Annotated in this window: 17 protein-coding genes; 15 read left to right on the top strand and 2 right to left on the bottom strand. The window is 74.2% G+C overall.

From position 1 onward, the window contains the following. The 4 genes from IE94_RS0129150 to IE94_RS0129135 form a co-directional block, all read left to right on the top strand. Positions 1–3,492: non-ribosomal peptide synthetase (locus tag IE94_RS0129150; protein WP_037923831.1), on the top strand; the 3,492-nt coding region annotated here is incomplete at its 5' end. Continuing rightward, complete coding sequence (locus IE94_RS0129145; RefSeq protein ID WP_030190110.1) at positions 3,489–3,716, top strand: MbtH family protein; 228 nt, start codon at positions 3,489–3,491, stop codon at positions 3,714–3,716. The genes IE94_RS0129150 and IE94_RS0129145, both read left to right, overlap by 4 nt. Positions 3,717–3,727: 11 nt before the next feature. Beyond that, positions 3,728–4,669 carry a daunorubicin resistance protein DrrA family ABC transporter ATP-binding protein gene (locus IE94_RS0129140; RefSeq protein WP_037923838.1) on the top strand — a complete coding sequence of 314 codons (942 nt, stop codon included), beginning with the start codon at positions 3,728–3,730 and terminating at the stop codon, positions 4,667–4,669. 16 nt (positions 4,670–4,685) lie between these two features. Beyond that, entirely contained in the window at positions 4,686–5,537 is an 852-nt protein-coding gene (locus tag IE94_RS0129135) for an ABC transporter permease (RefSeq protein WP_245235333.1), read from the top strand. A gap of 114 nt (positions 5,538–5,651) precedes the next feature. Here IE94_RS0129135 and IE94_RS0129130 read toward each other — a convergent pair whose 3' ends face one another. Next, on the bottom strand, positions 5,652–7,415 hold the full coding sequence (locus IE94_RS0129130; protein WP_030190102.1) for an FAD-dependent oxidoreductase: 1,764 nt from the start codon (positions 7,413–7,415) through the stop codon (positions 5,652–5,654). 278 nt (positions 7,416–7,693) lie between these two features. Here IE94_RS0129130 and IE94_RS0129125 point away from each other — a divergent pair, with 278 nt between their 5' ends. The 11 genes from IE94_RS0129125 to IE94_RS0129075 all read left to right on the top strand — a co-directional run bounded on the left by IE94_RS0129125 (position 7,694) and on the right by IE94_RS0129075 (position 16,598). Beyond that, positions 7,694–8,896: a SchA/CurD-like domain-containing protein gene (locus IE94_RS0129125; RefSeq protein WP_030190100.1), complete on the top strand. Its 1,203-nt coding sequence runs from the start codon at positions 7,694–7,696 to the stop codon at positions 8,894–8,896. 137 nt (positions 8,897–9,033) lie between these two features. Beyond that, on the top strand, positions 9,034–9,504 hold the full coding sequence (locus tag IE94_RS0129120) for a cupin domain-containing protein (RefSeq protein ID WP_030190098.1): 471 nt from the start codon (positions 9,034–9,036) through the stop codon (positions 9,502–9,504). Then, positions 9,501–10,772 (top strand): beta-ketoacyl-[acyl-carrier-protein] synthase family protein, encoded by a 1,272-nt coding sequence (locus tag IE94_RS0129115; protein WP_030190096.1) that lies wholly within the window; start codon positions 9,501–9,503, stop codon positions 10,770–10,772. Before IE94_RS0129120 ends, IE94_RS0129115 begins: the two co-directional genes overlap by 4 nt. Next, positions 10,769–12,043 (top strand): ketosynthase chain-length factor, encoded by a 1,275-nt coding sequence (locus IE94_RS0129110; RefSeq protein ID WP_030190093.1) that lies wholly within the window; start codon positions 10,769–10,771, stop codon positions 12,041–12,043. The genes IE94_RS0129115 and IE94_RS0129110 overlap by 4 nt, the downstream gene beginning before the upstream one ends. 106 nt (positions 12,044–12,149) lie before the next feature. Continuing rightward, on the top strand, positions 12,150–12,419 hold the full coding sequence (locus IE94_RS0129105) for an acyl carrier protein (RefSeq protein ID WP_030190091.1): 270 nt from the start codon (positions 12,150–12,152) through the stop codon (positions 12,417–12,419). A 1-nt stretch (position 12,420) separates the two neighbouring features. Then, a complete protein-coding gene (locus tag IE94_RS0129100) occupies positions 12,421–12,900 on the top strand; it encodes an SRPBCC family protein (RefSeq protein WP_030190089.1) in 480 nt (159 codons plus the stop codon). A 32-nt stretch (positions 12,901–12,932) separates the two neighbouring features. Next, positions 12,933–13,268: a TcmI family type II polyketide cyclase gene (locus IE94_RS0129095; protein ID WP_011030169.1), complete on the top strand. Its 336-nt coding sequence runs from the start codon at positions 12,933–12,935 to the stop codon at positions 13,266–13,268. A 246-nt stretch (positions 13,269–13,514) separates the two neighbouring features. Beyond that, positions 13,515–14,420, top strand: coding sequence for a DUF3152 domain-containing protein (locus IE94_RS0129090; RefSeq protein ID WP_030190087.1), 906 nt, complete (start codon positions 13,515–13,517; stop codon positions 14,418–14,420). A gap of 86 nt (positions 14,421–14,506) precedes the next feature. Continuing rightward, on the top strand, positions 14,507–14,941 hold the full coding sequence (locus IE94_RS0129085) for a PPOX class F420-dependent oxidoreductase (RefSeq protein WP_030190086.1): 435 nt from the start codon (positions 14,507–14,509) through the stop codon (positions 14,939–14,941). A 151-nt stretch (positions 14,942–15,092) separates the two neighbouring features. Then, positions 15,093–15,839, top strand: a complete 747-nt coding sequence (locus IE94_RS0129080; RefSeq protein WP_030190084.1) for a DUF4142 domain-containing protein — start codon at positions 15,093–15,095, stop codon at positions 15,837–15,839. Between the two features lie 201 nt (positions 15,840–16,040). Next, the gene (locus IE94_RS0129075) at positions 16,041–16,598 is read left to right on the top strand and encodes a hypothetical protein (RefSeq protein ID WP_030190082.1); all 558 of its coding nucleotides are present in this window, start codon (positions 16,041–16,043) and stop codon (positions 16,596–16,598) included. Positions 16,599–16,626: 28 nt separating this feature from the next. On the opposite strand, the gene ku is transcribed toward IE94_RS0129075, so the two are convergent. After that, entirely contained in the window at positions 16,627–17,715 is a 1,089-nt protein-coding gene (gene ku, locus IE94_RS0129070) for a non-homologous end joining protein Ku (RefSeq protein WP_030190080.1), read from the bottom strand. Position 17,716: the final 1 nt, after the last annotated feature.

The following is a 17,716-nucleotide window of genomic DNA, read 5'->3' as shown; positions in this document are numbered from 1 at the left end:
ACCGAGGACGACCCCCACTCACCCATCACCCGCCAACTCACCCACTGGCGCGAACAACTCCAAGACCTCCCCGAGGAACTGGACCTGCCGACCGACCGCAGCCGCCCCGCGCTGCCCACCTTCCGGGGGGACGTGGTCGAGTTCGACGTCCCGGCCGAGCTGCACGAAGCCCTGCGCGCCCTGGCCGCTCGGCAGCACGTCACCGTGTTCATGGTGGTGCAGGCCGCGCTGGCGGTGCTGCTGTCGCGGTCCGGGGCCGGTACCGACATCCCGATCGGCACGCCGGTGGCGGGGCGCACGGACGCGGCCACGGAGGACCTGGTCGGCTTCTTCGTCAACACGATGGTGCTGCGCACGGACGTGTCGGGCAACCCGCGTTTCTCGGAACTGCTCGACCGGGTGCGGCGCACCGACCTGGAGGCCTTCGCGCAGCAGGACGTGCCCTTCGAGCGGCTCGTCGAGATCCTCAACCCGGCACGGGCGCTGGCCCGGCACCCCCTCTTCCAGACCGCCCTGAGCTGGAACACCGGGGACGGCGGCGCCGTCCTGGAGCTGCCGGGGCTGACCGCCGAGGGACAGCCGGTGCGGGCCGGGACGGCCAAGTTCGACCTGAACTTCGTGATGAGCGAGCGGTATTCGGCGGCCGGGGAGCCGGTGGGCATCGCCTCCCAGCTCGAGTACAGCCTCGACCTGTTCGAGCGCGGGACCGTCACGGACCTGGTGGACCGGCTGCTGCGCCTGCTGGCGGCGGCGGCCGGGGACCCGGAGGGGCGGGTCGAGGACTTCGAGCTGCTTTCGGACGCCGAACGGCAACGGGTCCTGCGGGAGTGGAACGCCACCGCGGCGCCCGTGCCCGGGGGCAGCCTTCCGGAGCTGTTCGCGCTGCACGCGGCCCGGACGCCCGGTGCCGTGGCCGTCGAGTGCGGGCAGGTCCGCTGGACCTACGCGGAGCTGGACGCGCGCGCCGAACGGCTGGCCGTCCGACTGCGGGCGCTGGGCGTCGGGGCCGAGACGCCGGTCGCCCTGCTGCTGGAACGCTCGGCCGACCTGGTGGCGACGCTGCTGGCGGTGGCGCGGGCCGGTGGTGTGTACGTGCCGCTGCACACCGGGTACCCGACGGCGCGGATGCGGTCCGTGCTCGCCGAGGCCGGGGCCCCCGTCCTCGTCACCGACCGCGCCCTGGCCGGCCACGAACTGGTGGCCGAGCAGCGTGTCGCTGGCACCGCGGTGCTCGTCGCCGACGAAGACGAAGACAGGGACAGGGACAGGGACGGGGACAGCGACAGGGACAGGGGCAGGGACAGGAACGGGGCCGCGGCGCCCGGGGCGTCCACCGGGCGGGCCGGCGCCGCGGTGCACCCGGACCAGCTGGCCTACGTGATGTACACCTCCGGCTCGACCGGCACCCCGAAGGGGGTGGCCGTCACCCACCGGGACGTGGTGGAACTGGCGGCCGACCGAGGCTGGGAGGTCGGTCCGGGCGACCGGGTGCTGATGCACGCCCCGCACGCCTTCGACATCTCCGTCTACGAGGTCTGGGTGCCGCTGCTGCGCGGCGCGTGTGTGGTGGTCGCCCCGCCGGGCCCGCTGGACGCGGTGGCGCTGGACGGCCTGGTGCGTGAGCGCGGCATCACCCACCTGCATCTGACGGCCGGGCTGTTCCGGGTGATGGCCGAGGAACTGGTCGACTGCTTCGGGCTGCTGCGCGAGGTGCTCACCGGCGGTGACGTCGTGTCCGCGCGGGCCGTCGAGCGGGTGCTCGCCGCGGCGCCGGACACCACGGTCCGGCATCTGTACGGGCCGACGGAGATCACGCTCTGCGCGGTCGGGCATCCGGTGCGCGCGCCCTACCGGGCGTCCGGCGGTCTGCCGTTGGGCCGTCCGTTGGACAACACGCGGGTGTACGTCCTGGACCGGCGGCTGCGGCCGCTGCCCCCCGGCGTCACCGGGGAGCTGTACATCGCGGGCGCGGGTCTGGCCCGCGGGTACGCCGGGCGGCCGGGGGCGTCGGCGGAGCGGTTCGTCGCCGACCCGTTCGGGGCACCCGGCGACCGGATGTACCGCACGGGCGACCTGGTGCGCTGGGGCCGGGCGGGCCGCCTGGAGTTCGTCGGCCGGTCGGACGACCAGGTGAAGATCCGCGGCTTCCGGGTGGAGCCGGCGGAGGTGGAGACGGTCGTCGCCGGTACCGCGGGGGTCGGTCAGGCCGCGGTCCTGGTGCGCGAGGACGTGCCGGGCGACAAGCGGCTGGTGGCGTACGTCGTCCCGGTGCCGACGGAGCGGCCGACCGCCGCGGAGCTGCGTGAGCGGGTCGCCGCGGAGCTGCCCGAGTACATGGTCCCGGCGGTGGTGCTGCTGGACGCGCTGCCGCTGACCCCCAACGGCAAGCTGGACCGCGAGGCGCTTCCGGCGCCGGATCCCGCGGGCGAGGGGCGCGGCGCCGCCGTGACGCCCCAGGAGCAGATCCTGTGCTCGCTGTTCGCGCGGGCGCTGGGCCGGGAGCGGGTCGGGACCGAGGACAGCTTCTTCGCGCTCGGCGGTCACTCGCTGCTGGCGACCCGGCTGATCGGCGCCATCCGCCGGACCCTGGGACTTCGGGTCTCCATCCGGGACCTGTTCCAGGCTCCGACGGTCGCCGGCCTGCTCAAGCACATGGACGCCGGGGGCAGCAAGGAGTCCTTCTCGGTGCTGCTGCCGCTGCGCTCGGGCGGTGACGACGTGCCGCTGTTCTGCTTCCACCCGGCGCTCGGTCTGGGCTGGTGCTACGGCCGGCTGGCCGCCCGGCTGCCCGAGTCGCTGCCGGTGTACGCCCTCCAGGCGCGCGGGCTGCTCCATCAGGACGTGCCCGCCGCGACCCTCGACGAGATGGTCGACGACTACTGCGCGCGGATCCGGGAGGTGTGGCCCGAGGGGCCGTTCCGGCTCCTGGGCTGGTCCATGGGCGGGCTGCTCGCGCACCGTGTCGCGACCCGGTTGCAGGAGACGGGCGGGCGGGTGGAGCTGCTCGCCGTGGTGGACGCCTACCCGCCCGCGGCGGCGCGCACGGACGCCGGCCTGGAGCGTGACGCCGCCCAGACCATCGCGCTGATCAGCGAGGACCTCGGCTTCGACGTGGAGAACGTGGATCCGGAGCAGGAGGAGTCGATCCTGGCGGAGCTGAGGGCGAAGGGGCATCCGCTGGGGCACCTGCCGGGCGGCGACATCGCCACGGCGGTCCGGGTGTACGTCAACAGCTCCCGGCTGGCGCGCAATCCCGCGCTCGGCACGTTCGCCGGGGACGTGCTCTTCTTCGCCGCCGAGGAGTCCGCCGCCCGCGGTGACGCGTTCCGCGCCGACGCCTGGCGGCCGTTCGTCTCGGGCGGGATCACCGAGCACGTCATCGACCACTCCCACGAGGACCTGATGATCGCGCCGGGCTCGGTCGCGGCCGTCGCCGAGGTCCTCGAACGTCATCTGTCACAAGAGCGACCCCTAGGAAGGACAGCATCATGAGCAACCCGTTCGAGGACCCGGAAGCCACCTACCTCGTCCTGGTCAACGACGAGGGACAGCACTCCCTGTGGCCGTCGTTCGCCGAGGTGCCCGCGGGCTGGACGGTGGCCCTGGCGGAGACGGACCGGCAGGCGTGCCTGGATTACATCAACGAGCACTGGACGGACATGCGGCCCAAGAGCCTGGTGGCCGCCATGGCGGACGCCGGTCAGGAACCGGCTTGAGCGACACGGCCATGATCCGGGCGACCGGGGTGCGCAAGAGCTTCGGCGAGGTCCACGCCCTGGACGGCGTGGACCTCGACGTGGCGCGCGGCCGCGTGCTGGGGCTGCTCGGACACAACGGGGCCGGCAAGACGACCCTGGTGAACATCCTCACGACGGTCTCGCGGCCGACGGCCGGCACGGTCAGTGTCGCCGGGTACGACGTCCTGTCGCAGGGCGCGGAGGTCCGCTCCCGGATCGGTGTCACCGGGCAGTACGCCTCGGTGGACGAGCATCTGACCGGGTTCGGCAACCTGGTGCTGATCGGGCGGCTGCTCGGCGCCGGCCGGCGTGAGGCGGCGGCCAGGGCGACGGCGCTGATCGAGCAGTTCGACCTGACCGGTGCCGCCCACCAGCCGTCCCGCACCTACTCCGGCGGCATGCGCCGTCGTCTGGACCTGGCGGCCAGCCTGGTCGGGCGGCCGGACGTGCTGTTCCTCGACGAACCGACGACGGGGCTGGACCCGTCGACCCGGATCGCCCTGTGGGAGACGGTGGAGGCCCTGGTGTCGGACGGCACGACGGTGCTCCTGACCACCCAGTACCTGGACGAGGCCGACCGGCTCGCCGACTGGATCACGGTGCTGGCGAAGGGCCGTGTGGTCGCCTCGGGCACCAGCGAACGGCTCAAGGCCGATCTCGGCCACCGCGCGGTCGAGGTCGTGCTCGGCCGGGAGGGCGACCTGTCCACGGCGGAGGCGTCCCTGGTGGCGGCCGGTTTCCGTACCCATGTGGACGCCGAACGGCGCACCCTGACGGCGCGGGTGGACACGTCGGCCGCCGTCGCCGACGTCGTACGGGCACTGGACGCGGTGGGCGCGGAGGCCGACCGGCTCACGGTCAAGGAGCCGTCGCTCGACGACGTCTACCTGGCGCTCACCCAGTCCCCCGCCGCTCAGCGCGATGCGGCCTGACCTCGAAGGAGTCCCGTTGGCCATCCAGGAGCAGCGCCTGGAGCACCCGGCAGAGACGGCCGGTCCGCCGACCGGCGTCGGCTGGCGGGGAGCCGGGGCCATGACGCAGCTCGGCATCCTGACCGCCCGGCAGATCCAGTCCATGTACGGCGACCGGCGGCTGGCCCTGTTCAGCCTGGTGCAGCCGATCATCATGCTGTTGCTGCTGAGCGAGGTCTTCGGCACCATGGCCGACCCCTCGGACTTCCCGCACGGGGTGCGCTACATCGACTACGTGGTTCCGGCGCTGCTGGTCACCACGGGCATCGGTTCCGCGCAGGGCGCCGGGGTGGGGCTGGTCCGGGACATGGACAACGGCATGGTGGCCCGCTTCAGGGTGCTGCCGACCAGGCTCCCGCTGGTCCTGGCGGCCCGTTCGCTGGCCGACCTCGTGCGGGTCACCACCGAGCTGGCCGTGCTGCTCGTCGTGGCCTGCGTGATGCTGGACTTCCGGCCGGCGGGCGGGGTGCTGGGCACGGCGGCGGCGCTGCTGCTCACCCTGGTGGTGATCTGGGCGCTGATCTGGGGGTTCATCGCGTTCGCGGCGTGGCTGCGCAGTGTGGAGCTGATGTCCAGCATCGCGGTCCTGGTGATGTTCCCGCTGATGTTCGCCTCCAGTGCGTTCGTGCCGCTGAACGTCCTGCCGGAGTGGCTGCGGATGGTGGCCCGGCTCAACCCCATCACCTACGCCGTGGACGGTTCCCGCAAGCTGGCGCTGGGCTGGGATCCGGGCTGGAGCGTGCCGGGCGCGCTGGCCACCAGCGCCGTGCTGCTGGTCGTGGCGGTGTGTGTCGCCGTCCGCACCTTCCGGCGGCCGCCCAACGAGTGACCGTCGCCGGGGCGGTGCTCCGGCCCCGTACCGCCGGGCGGGTGCGCCCGGCTTCCGCACCGCGGCCGGGCGCACCCCGCGCGTGCCCCGGCGTCCGTTGCGGGGCGGTTCGTCTCAGGTGCGGGCCAGTACCGTCCCCACCACCTGGCGCAGCATCGCCGCCGGGTCCGGGGCCGGTCCCGGGGAGCGCCAGGCCACGAAGCCGTCGGGGCGGACCAGGACCGCGCCGCCGCGGGTCACCCCGTGGGCGCGCGCCCAGTCGGTCTCCTCGTCGTCCGGGACCAGGTCGGCGCCGGGCGTCCCGCCCACGCGGTAGGAGTGCAGCGGGACCCGCAGGCCGGCGGCCACCTCGGCGGCCGCCTCGTGCCAGCCGGTGGGCTGGGCGGCGTCGCTGAGCAGGACGAGGGAGTCCTCGTACAGGTCGAGGGTGGACAGGCGCTCCTCGCCCCGGCGGAGCCAGAGGTGGGGGGCCCGGCTGCCGGGCGCGCCGGTGAGGTCGAGGCCCTCCGGGACCACCGGGGTCGCCGGGTCGGCGCCGACCACCGCGCCCCGGGGGTAGCGGTAGCCGAGGGCGACGTTGAGGATGCCGCGCTGCGGGCCGCCCTTGCCGCGGGGCGGGCCGCCCGGACCGCCCGGCCCGGGAGCTCCCCCGGCGGCAGCGGGCGCGGTGCCTGCGCCGGGTCCCCCGCCCCCCATGACGGGCGGCGGCGCGAAGCCCGGGTGGCTGTGCTCGACGGAGCGGTGGGCGGCGCGGGCGCTGGTGGCCTCCGCGACCGGGCGGCGTTCGGTGTCGTAGGTGTCCAGGAGTCCCTCGCCGGCCCAGCCCTCCAGGACCGCGGCCAGTTTCCAGGCGAGGTTGTGGGCGTCCTGGATGCCGGTGTTGGAGCCGAAGGCGCCGGTGGGGGACATCTCGTGGGCCGAGTCGCCGGCCAGCAGGACGCGGCCGGAGCGGTAGCTGCGGGCGACGCGCTGGGCGGCGTGCCAGGGGGCCTTGCCGGTGATCTCGACGTCCAGGTCCGGGTCGCCGATCGCGCGGCGGATGTGGGCGGCGCAGCGCTCTTCGGTGAAGTCCTCGACGGTTTCGCCCTGTTCGGGGTGCCAGGGGGCGTGGAAGACCCAGTTCTCACGGTTGTCGACGGGCAGGAGGGCGCCGTCGGCGTTCTCGTCCGTCAGGTAGCAGACGATGAACCGGCGGTCGCCCACGACGTCGGCGAGGCGGCGGGAGCGGAAGGTGATGCTGACGTTGTGGAAGAGGTCGCCGGGCCCGCTCTGGCCGATGCCGAGCTGCTCGCGGACGGGGCTGCGGGGGCCGTCGGCGGCGACCAGGTAGTCCGCGCGGATGGTGGTGTGCTCGCCGGTCTCCCGGCTCTTCACGATGGCCGTGACGCCTTCGGTGTCGGTCTCGAAGGAGAGCAGTTCGGTGCCGAAGCGCAGGTCGCCGCCGAGGTTGACGGCGTGGGTGAGGAGTTCGGGCTCCAGGTCGTTCTGGCTGCACAGGCACCAGGAGCTGGGGCTGAAGCGGGCCAGTCCGCCGCCCGGGTCGATCTGCTTGAACAGCCACTCCCCCGCGTCCCCGGCCAGCGTGGGCGCCTGGAGGATGCCGTGGTTGTCGGCGAGGGTGGCGGCGGCCCGGCGGATGTCCGGCTCGGCGCCCGCCACCCGGAAGATCTCCATCGTGCGGACGTTGTTGCCACGGCCCCGGGGGTGGATGGAGGTGCCGGCGTGGCGCTCCACCAGGGTGTGGCGGACCCCCAGCCGGCCCAGGAACAGCGACGTCGACAGGCCCACCAGGGAGCCGCCGACGACGAGGACCGGGACGCGGTGGGTCCGGTCGCCCCCGGGGGCGGCGCCGCCGGACCGGTCGGCTCTTTCGTTCATGGTTTCGTCCTCCGTTGTGCGACAGGTGTGCGACTGACGTGCGCCAGACGTGCGAGTGGGCTCCGACAGGGGTGCGCCGGGGCCTTCATGCATGCCCCGTACGGCCCGTCGGGGCCCGCGGCGGCGCAGGCTTCACCCGCTTAACCCTCCTGGTTCGCGGACCTCGCGGGCACGGCCCACGATCGTGCTTACGCGACCGTCGCACCCCGCCCGCCCGGCGGGCGCCGCCGACGATCGCCCCAGTCCACGAGGAAGTTCCCGGAGAAGAGGTGGGCCGGATGACGGTCTTTCCCGTCGTAGCGACGGATGCCCCGAGCACGCACGCGACGGATGCCACGGCGGCGTCGGGCACGGCGGCGTCGCCCGCCGTGGCGTCGGACGCGGGTGGCGTGTCGATATCCGCGTTCGACGGATCCCGCGTGCGGGTCGTCCTGATGCTGGACGTCCACGACGGAATGCAGCAGGAGTTCCTGGACGCCTACGAGCGCATCCGCGACCGGGTCGCCGCCGTTCCGGGACACGTCAGCGACCAGCTGTGCCAGTCCCTGGAGAACCCGACCCAGTGGCTGCTGACCAGCGAGTGGGAGAGTGCCGCGCCCTTCCTGGCCTGGGTCAACAGCGACGAGCACCTGGACACCGTGGAGCCGCTGCAGACCTGCGTCCGCGACACCCACTCGCTGCGCTACAGCGTCCTGCGGGAGACCGACGGCGCCCGGCCCGCACCCGGTGAGCCGCGCTCCGCGCCCCGGATCGGGGGCAACGTCGTACGCCACGCCCTGACCTTCACGGTACGGCCCGGCACCGAGGCCGAGACCGCCCGGCTGCTGTCCGAGTACGTGTCGCCCGACGCCCATGTGGACGGCTCCACGCGGCTGCTGCGCACCTCGCTGTTCATGTCCGGCAACCGGATCGTGCGGGCCGTGGAGGTGCGCGGCGACCTGCAGACGGCGCTGCGGCACGTGGCGCGCCAGCCCGGGGTGCGGGCCGTGGAGGAGGCCCTGAACCCGTTCCTGGAGCAGGACCGGGACCTCTCCGACCCGAACTCGGCCCGGCGCTTCTTCACCCGGGCCGCCATGCCGGCCGTCCACCACGCGGACGCTCCCGGCCGGGCCGGCGCGCGCGTCGAGCGGCTCGCGCTGCTGTACCCGGTACGCGCGGGCGCCGGCGGGGAGCTGGCCCGGCTGCTGGCCCGCCGGGACGCGTCCGCCGCACAGGACCCGGGCAGCCCGGTGCTCGCGGCCACCGTCTTCCACCGCGACGACCTCGTCGTACGGCTCGTCGACGTCGACGGCGACCCCGAGGCCGCGCCCGCCGCCGTCCTGGGCCTGCACGGGTTGGAGGGTGCCGAGGCCGCCGAGCGGCTGCTGGAGACCGCCGCGGTCGGCGTCGACGGGTCGCCGGGCGAGGCCGCCACGGCGGCCCGGCTGCTGGCCCGGATCCGGATGACCCCCCTGACCGACCGGCGTTCGGCCGGTTCCTGAACCACGCCCCGCGCGAGGCGCGGCCGGCCGGGCCCGACGGCGTGCCCGACCGCCGGTCCGCGCGAACCCGCCCGCTTCACCCGCTTCCCCTGCTCCCCGCTTCTTCCCCTTCCGCCCGTCACCCCGGAGTGAACGACATGACAGACCAGCAGGTACGCATCGTCTCGCTCGGCGACATCGCGCCGAACCGCCGCCGCGGCGGAGACCTCCGCGCGCTTCTCACGCCCACCACCGCCGGGTCGACCAGCGGCTTCATGGGCGTGGCCATCGTGCAGCCCGGCGACCGCATCGCGGAGCACTACCACCCGTACTCCGAGGAGTTCGTGTACGTCACGGAGGGCGCCCTCGAAGTGGACCTGGACGGGGTGCCGCACTCGCTCGCCACCGGCCAGGGGCTGCTCATCCCGCAGGACATGCGCCACCGCTTCCGCAACGCGGGGGACGTCGAGGCGCGGCTCGTGTTCCACCTGGGGCCGCTGGCCCCGCGCCCGGAGCTGGGCCACGTCGACACCGAGGACGCCGAGGGCAACGCGCTCCCGTGCGACGGGGCGCACGCGGGTCACGCCGGGCACGAGCGGCCCGCCGCGGCGGCCGAGGTGGTGTCATGACCCGGCGCCGGGTCGCCGTCACGGGCATAGGCGTCGTCGCCCCGGGCGGGATCGGCGTGCCCCAGTTCTGGGGGCTGCTGTCCGAGGGCCGTACGGCGACGCGCCGGATCTCCCTGTTCGACCCGGCCGGGCTGCGCTCGCAGATCGCCGCCGAGTGCGACTTCGACCCGTCCGACCACGGGCTCGGCCTCGCCACCGCCCAGCGCTGCGACAGGTACGTGCAGTTCGCGCTGGTGGCCGCCTCGGAGGCGGTCCGGGACGCCAACCTCGACATGGACCGCGAGGACCCCTGGCGGGCCGGTGCCACGCTCGGCACGGCGGTCGGCGGCACCACCCGGCTGGAGCACGACTACGTGCTGGTCAGCGAGCGCGGCACGCGCTGGGACGTCGACGACCGGCGGGCCGAGCCGCACCTGGAGCGCGCCTTCACCCCCGCCACCCTGTCCTCCGCGGTCGCCGAGGAGTTCGGGGTGCGCGGGCCGGTGCAGACGGTCTCCACCGGGTGCACGTCCGGCCTCGACGCGGTCGGGTACGCCTACCACGCGGTCGCCGAGGGGCGCGTCGACGTGTGCCTGGCGGGTGCGGCGGACTCCCCGATATCGCCGATCACCATGGCCTGCTTCGACGCCATCAAGGCGACCTCGCCGAACAACGACGACCCCGCGCACGCCTCCCGCCCCTTCGACGCCGACCGCAACGGCTTCGTGATGGGCGAGGGCGCGGCGGTGCTGGTCCTGGAGGACCTGGAGCACGCGCGGGCCCGGGGCGCGGAGGTGTACTGCGAGATATCCGGCTACGCCACCTTCGGCAACGCCTACCACATGACCGGGCTCACCAAGGAGGGCCTGGAGATGGCGCGGGCCATCGACACGGCGCTGGGCATGGCCCGCCTCGACGGCTCCGCGATCGACTACGTCAACGCGCACGGCTCCGGCACCCAGCAGAACGACCGGCACGAGACCGCGGCCGTCAAGCGCTCGCTGGGCGAGCACGCCTACGCGACGCCGATGAGCTCCATCAAGTCCATGGTGGGCCACTCGCTCGGCGCGATCGGCTCCATCGAACTGGCCGCGTGCGTGCTGGCGATGGCCCACCAGGTGGTGCCGCCGACGGCCAACTACACCACCCCCGACCCCGAGTGCGACCTGGACTACGTGCCGCGCGAGGCACGCGAGCGGACCCTGCGGCACGTGCTGTCGGTGGGCAGCGGCTTCGGCGGCTTCCAGTCCGCGGTCGTGCTGAGCGGCAGTGAAGGAGGGCTGCGATGAGCGGACCACAACGGACCGGCGGCGCCGGTGGGAACCGGCGCGCGGTCGTCACCGGCCTCGGCGTGGTGTCGCCGCACGGCACCGGTGTCGAGGCGCACTGGAAGGCGGTCGCCGACGGCACCAGCAGCCTCGGGCCCGTCACCCGGGAGGGCTGCGCGGACCTGCCGCTGCGGGTCGCGGGCCAGGTGCACGGCTTCGACGCGGCCGAGACGGTCGAGGACCGCTTCCTGGTCCAGACCGACCGGTTCACGCACTTCGCGCTGGCCGCCACCCAGCACGCGCTGGCCGATGCCCGGTTCGGCCGGGCCGACGTCGACTCGCCGTACTCGGTCGGCGTGGTCACCGCGGCGGGCTCCGGCGGCGGCGAGTTCGGTCAGCGGGAGCTCCAGAACCTGTGGGGCCAGGGCTCGCGCCACGTCGGCCCGTACCAGTCGATCGCGTGGTTCTACGCGGCCAGCACCGGCCAGGTCTCCATCCGCAACGACTTCAAGGGTCCCTGCGGGGTCGTGGCCGCCGACGAGGCGGGCGGCCTGGACGCCCTGGCGCACGCGGCCCTGGCCGTGCGGGGCGGCACCGACACGGTGGTCTGCGGTGCGACGGAGGCGCCGCTGGCCCCGTACTCGATCGTCTGCCAGCTGGGCTACCCCGAGCTGAGCCGGGCCGCCGAGCCCGACCGCGCCTACCGCCCGTTCACCGACGCGGCCTGCGGGTTCGCGCCGGCCGAGGGCGGTGCCGTACTCCTCGTGGAGGAGGAGACGGCGGCCCGGGAGCGCGGCGCGGACGTGCGGGCGACGGTGGCCGGGCACGCGGCGACCTTCACCGGGCCCGGCCGCTGGGAGGAGTCCCGGGAGGGGCTGGCCCGCGCGATCGCGGGCGCCCTGGCGGAGGCGGGCTGCCGGCCCGACGACGTCGACGTGGTCTTCGCGGACGCCCTCGGGGTCCCGGAGGCCGACCGGGCCGAGGCGCTGGCCCTGGCCGACGCGCTGGGCCCGCACGCCGCGCGGGTGCCGGTCACCGCGCCCAAGACCGGGACCGGGCGGGCGTACTGCGCGGCGCCGGTGCTGGACGTGGCGACGGCGGTGCTCGCGATGGAGCACGGGCTGATCCCGCCCACCCCGCACGTCTTCGACGTGTGCCACGACCTGGACCTGGTGACCGGTCGGGCCCGCCCCGCCGAGCCGCGCACCGCCCTGGTCCTCGCCCGCGGGCTCATGGGATCCAACTCGGCCCTCGTCCTGCGACGGGGCGCCGTGCCGGCCGAGGGCCGCTGACCGAGGACCCGCGGACCGCCGAACGACGACCGACGACCGACGACCGACGACCGACAGCCACGGAGGACACCCCGTGGCCGACCCACCCGAGTCAAGGAGGACACCCATGAGCGACCAGCTGGACTACCAGGTGACCGTCGAGGAGCTGTCGGCGCTGATGAAGCGCACCGCCGGCGTACACGTCGACCCGATCACCCTCCAGCAGCAGGCCGACGACGGTTTCGACACCTTCGGCCTGGACTCCCTCGGCCTGCTGGGCATCGTGGCCGAGCTGGAGAAGCGGTACGGCCTGGGCCTGCCCGAGCAGGCCGAGCGCTGCAAGACGCCCGCCGATTTCCTCGCGCTGGTCAACGGCGCCCTCAAGACGGGAGTGTGACGTGGCAGGGCACACCGACAACGAGATCACCATCGCCGCCCCGATGGAGCTGGTCTGGAACATGACCAACGACATCGAGAACTGGCCCCGGCTGTTCAGCGAGTACGCCTCCGTCGAGGTGCTCGACCGCGACGAGGACCGCGTCACCTTCCGGCTCACCATGCACCCGGACGCCGACGGCAAGGTGTGGAGCTGGGTCTCCGAGCGCGTCGCGGACCCCGTCACCCGCACCGTCCGCGCCCAGCGGGTGGAGACCGGCCCCTTCCAGTACATGAACATCGTCTGGGAGTACGCGGAGACCGCCGAGGGCGTCGTCATGCGCTGGACGCAGGACTTCGCGATGAAGCCGGACGCGCCCGTGGACGACGCCTGGATGACGGACAACATCAACCGCAACTCCCGTACCCAGATGGCGCTGATCCGGGACCGGATCGAGCAGGCGGCGAGCGAGCGGCGGACCGCTTCGGTGCTCGCCGACTGACACCCACGGACCTCGGCGAAGGGCAGCACCCCATGCACCACACACTGATCGTCGCCCGGATGGCACCCGGCGCGGCACCGGACATCGCGAAGGTGTTCGCGGAGTCCGACAGCGGCGAACTGCCGCACCTGGTGGGCGTCAACCGGCGCAGCCTCTTCGAGTTCGGTGACGGCGTGTACCTGCACCTCATCGAGAGCGACGAGGACCCGGCCCCCACCATCGGCAGGCTGACCGGGCACCCGGAGTTCCGCCAGGTCAGCGAGCGGCTGGAGCCGTACGTCTCGGCGTACGACCCGGCGACCTGGCGCGGTCCGAAGGACGCGATGGCGCGCTGCTTCTACCGCTGGGAGCGGACCCCCGCCGGCTGACGGCGCCCCGTCCCCGCACACGTCGGGGTCACCCGGTCTCCGCCGGGTGACCCCGACGGGCACGTTCTGGGCGAAGACGTTCCGGGGCGTCGAACGGTTGCCCGCACGCGTCCGGTGTCCGCGTGAGAAGGGACACTTCGGAAACCGTGATGTTTTCGCACGTCCGTCCGCTTGGATCTTGGGGGTACAACAGCACATCGGAGTCCGCTGTGCGCGCCCCACCCACCAGCAGAGAGGACGCACACCGTGGGCCGAACCACCGCCCGCCGGGCCGGCCGAAGAACCGGGCCGGACGGCGCCGGGGACACCTCCCGCTCCCGCAGACGCAGACGCCGGGGGCCCGCCCGCGTGCTCATGGCCTGCCTCGCCCTCGGGGCCGTCCTGCTCACCGCGGGTGCCGCCGTGGCGTACTGGCGGGAGACCCGGCCACCGGTGACCGACGACCAGGCGGCCGACGTCACGGACGCCCTGGACGCCTCCACCCGCGGGCCCTCCCCCTCGCCCTCCGGCTCCCCTTCGGCGTCGGCGTCCCCGAAGGCCTCCCCGTCGCCCTCGGCCCCGCCCTCCCCCAGCACCATCGCCATTCCGGCGACCGGGCCCGGCACCTTCGTCACCGCGCGGGCCGACGGCACGACCGTGGGCACCGGCAGCCATGTGCGCCGCTACAAGGTCCTCGTCGAGGACGGCATCGACGTCCGGCCGAGCGCCGCCGCCGACGAGATCTCCGAGGTGCTCGCCGACCACCGCGGCTGGACCCGGGACGGGACCGACTCCTTCCGGCTGGTCAGCAGCGGTTCGTACGACTTCGTGGTGAAGATCGCCACGCCGGGCACCGTCGACGAGATCTGCGGCGCCGCGGGGCTGCTCACCCGGGGCGAGGTCAACTGCAGCGTCGGCACGGACGTCGTGGTGAACCTCAAGCGCTGGGTGCTGGGCTCGCCGGAGTTCGACGGCCCGATCCACGAGTACCGGGCTCTGATCGTCAACCACGAGGTCGGCCACCGCATCGGCCACGGCCACGAGACCTGCCCGGGAGCGGGCCGGCCCGCTCCGGCGATGATGCAGCAGATCAAGGGCCTCAAGGGGTGCGTGGCCAACGCCTGGCCCTACGACGAGTCGGGCGACTACCTGGGCGGCCCCGCGGTCCCCTGATCGAGAGCGCCCGGCCCGGCCCCGCGCGGCGCGTTCGGCGGACGGTTCGCGGGACAGGAGGCGGGGCGGAGGGTGAGGATCGGACCATGACCACCACTCCTGGCTTCGACCCCCGCGCCCTGCTGGCCGAGAGCCGGCTCGGCGTACTGGCGACGATCAAGTCGGACGGCCGCCCGCAGCTCTCCCCCGTCATGCCCGCCTACGACCCGGACGCGGGCGTCATCCGCGTGTCCACCCGCGAGGGCCTCGCCAAGACGGCGAACCTGCGCCGCGACCCGCGGGCCACGCTGGAGGTGACCGCCCCGGACGGCCGGTCCTGGGCCACCGCCGAGGGCGTCGCCACCCTCACCGGGCCGGGAAGCGACCCGCACGGGCCGGAGGTCGAGGCGCTGGTGGAGTACTACCGCGCCGCGGCCGGGGAGCATCCGGACTGGGACGAGTACCGCTCGACGATGGTCTCCGACCGCCGGGTGCTGCTCACCATCGCGGTCGAGCGCGTGTACGGCGCCGACATCGGCTGAACCGGCGCGGGAGCGGGTCCCCCGCCCGCCGGACGAGTTCGGTGCCCGCGCGGTGAGGGATCCGCCCGCCGTTCCCGTACCTCCTGGCGTACCCGTACGGGCACGCGCGCGAGCACGCGTGCCCGCACCCCGCGTCGCCCCTGGAGGCACCATGCGCCTGTCCCGCAGCAGGATCGGAGTCGTCGTCCTGTTCGGTGCGATGACCCTGACCCTCACCGCGCTGGCCTTCCCGGCCGTGCTCGGTCTGGACAAGGCCGACGGCAACCAGGACCGGGTGGTGGCCAGTACGCGGTTCGGCCCGCTCACCGAGGCCGACCGCGACTTCGTGGTCAAGGTCCGGGCCGCCGGGCTCTGGGAGTACCCGCTGGGCGAGATGGTGATGAAGCGCGGGACGACGAAGGCGATGAGGACGGCCGGCGAGCACCTGGTCGTCGGGCACGCCGGTCTGGACGCGCTGTGCCGGGAGATCTCGCCCGAGCTGGGCATCACGCTGCCCAACCGGGCCTCCCCGCAGCAGGAGGGCTTCGTGGCCACCGTGGACGCAGAGACCGGTGCGGAGTTCGACTCGTCTGCGGTCAACATCATGCGGGTGACCCACGGTCAGATCTTCCCGGCCATCGCCAGGATCCGGGCCTCCACCAAGAACACCCTCGTGCGGCAGCTGGCGGACCTGGCCAACGACACCGTCCTGGACCACATCACGGTGCTGGAGAAGACCGGGCTGGTCGAGTACGACCGGGTCACCTTCCAGCAGACCGGCCCGGCGAAGCTGCCGAGGGAGAAGGTCACCCCGCCCCCGCCGCAGCCCGGCGAGCGGGTGCTGGTGCTCAAGCCGCGCCCCGACCTGAACGTGAACACCGCCTCCCCGACGCCCACCGAGTCCCCGGCGGGCCCCTGACGCCGCGGCGCGGGCGCGATCACGACCGCGTCACGACCGGCGGCCGGGGGAACGGGCCGCCGGTCGCGCACGTTCTTACGGGGTGGCGGCCGACGGAGTCCGCCGGGCCATGACCATCCGGCGCCGGACCCGGTGGTGGGCGGGCCGACCCCTTGTCCCCGCCCGCGTCCGTCCGGGGCCGACGACGAGAAGAGCGGGACCATGACCGCTTCCGGGCCGGGCAGCGGCGACACCCCGGGGGAGCCGGACGGCACGCCGGCCGTCCCCGAGTACGTCTGGCGGCTGTTCCTGGAGGACGACGAGCGCGCCATCCGCGCCTCCGCGCCCAGGGAGCCCTCGGCACGGGACCGGGTCCCCGGACGCGGGCCCCAGGAGCCGCCCGCCGACCGTCCCGACCGCGCGCGCGGCACGGTCGGCGAGGCGTGGCGCCGGGAGGAGACCTGGGCCGGACCGGCCTGGCGCGAGCTGGACGGCCGGGCGCGGCTGCGGCGGGTCGGCCGGCTGGCCGGCACGGCCGCCGCCCTCGCCCTCGCCCTGACCGCGTGGTCGCAGCTGTCCACCGGTCCGGCCACCCCGGGCGGCGGACCGGCCGAGACCATCGGGCAGCGCCTGGAGGAGAGCCCCGCCCTGCCCACACCGGCCTCGCCCGCGCCGGCCTCCCTCGCGCCGACCGAGTCCGGCGCGGCGAGCCCCGCCGTCTTCGAACCCGTGCCGTCCGCGATACCCCGGGCGTCCACGTCCCCCTGGACGATCAACTGATCCCGGGTGCGCCCGCGGGGCGCGCCCGTCAGGCGCTGCGCCTGCGGGAGGCCGTCTTCTTGGCGGTGCTCTTCGCGGTGCCGCGGGCCGTGGCCCTGTCGCCGCTCCGGGTGGTGCTCTTCGCCGCGGCTTTCTTGGCGGTGGACTTGGCCGCCGTCTTCTTCGCGGCCCCCGCGGACCCCGCCGTCGACTTCTTCGGCTCCGCCTTCTTGGCCGCCGTCTTCTTCGCCGCCGACGTCGACTTCTTGCCGCCGGTCTCCTTGGGGGCCCGCCGGGAGGAGGTCCCGCGCTGCGGCAGCGACCTGACCTGCGCCTTCTCGGGCGCCCCGGTCTCCTCGCCGTCCCGGGACTCCCGTGCCGCCCGCACACTGCTCTCCAGGGCGGCCATCAGGTCGAGCACCTTCCCCGGGGCCGCCTCCTCGCGGACCTCCGGGGGCCGCTCGCCGGCGGCCTTGGCGGCGACCACCTCCTCGACGGCCTCCCGGTACTCGTCGTGCAGGTCGTCCAGGTCGATCTCGCCGAGGGTGTCCATGAGGGCGTCCGCGAGGTCCAGTTCCTGGTCGCGCACGGTGACGCCGGCCTCCGGGGCGACGCCCTCGGGTGCGCGCACCTCGTCCGGCCACAGCAGGCCGTGCATGGCGATGGCGTCGCCGACGACCCGGAGCATGCCGAGGCGCTCCCGGCCGCGCAGCGCGAACTTGGCGATGGCGACCCGGTTGCTGCGCTTGAGTGCCTCGCGCAGCAGCGTGTACGGCTTGGCGGCCGGGGCGCCGCTCGCCGCGAGGTAGTAGGCCGAGCCCATCTGGAGCGGATCGATGCGGTCCTCGGGCACGAAGGCCACGATCTCGATCGTGCGGGCCGTCGGGATCGGCAGCTGGGACAGGTCCTCGTCGGTGATCGGGATCATCGAGCCGTCGGCGTCCTCGTAGGCCTTGCCGATCTCGGCCTGGGTGACCTCGCGGTCCTCCAGTTCGCACACCTTGCGGTAGCGGATCCGGCCGCCGTCCTCCGTGTGGATCTGGCGGAAGGAGACCGCGTGGCTCTCGGTCGCGTTCACCAGCTTGATCGGGATGCTGACCAGGCCGAAGGAGATGGCGCCGTTCCAGATGGATCGCACG

This window comes from Streptomyces violaceorubidus, assembly GCF_000717995.1.
Lineage (GTDB): Bacteria > Actinomycetota > Actinomycetes > Streptomycetales > Streptomycetaceae > Streptomyces > Streptomyces violaceorubidus.
Note: the sequence above shows the minus strand (reverse complement) of the source record. Positions and strands in the feature narration are given on the sequence as shown.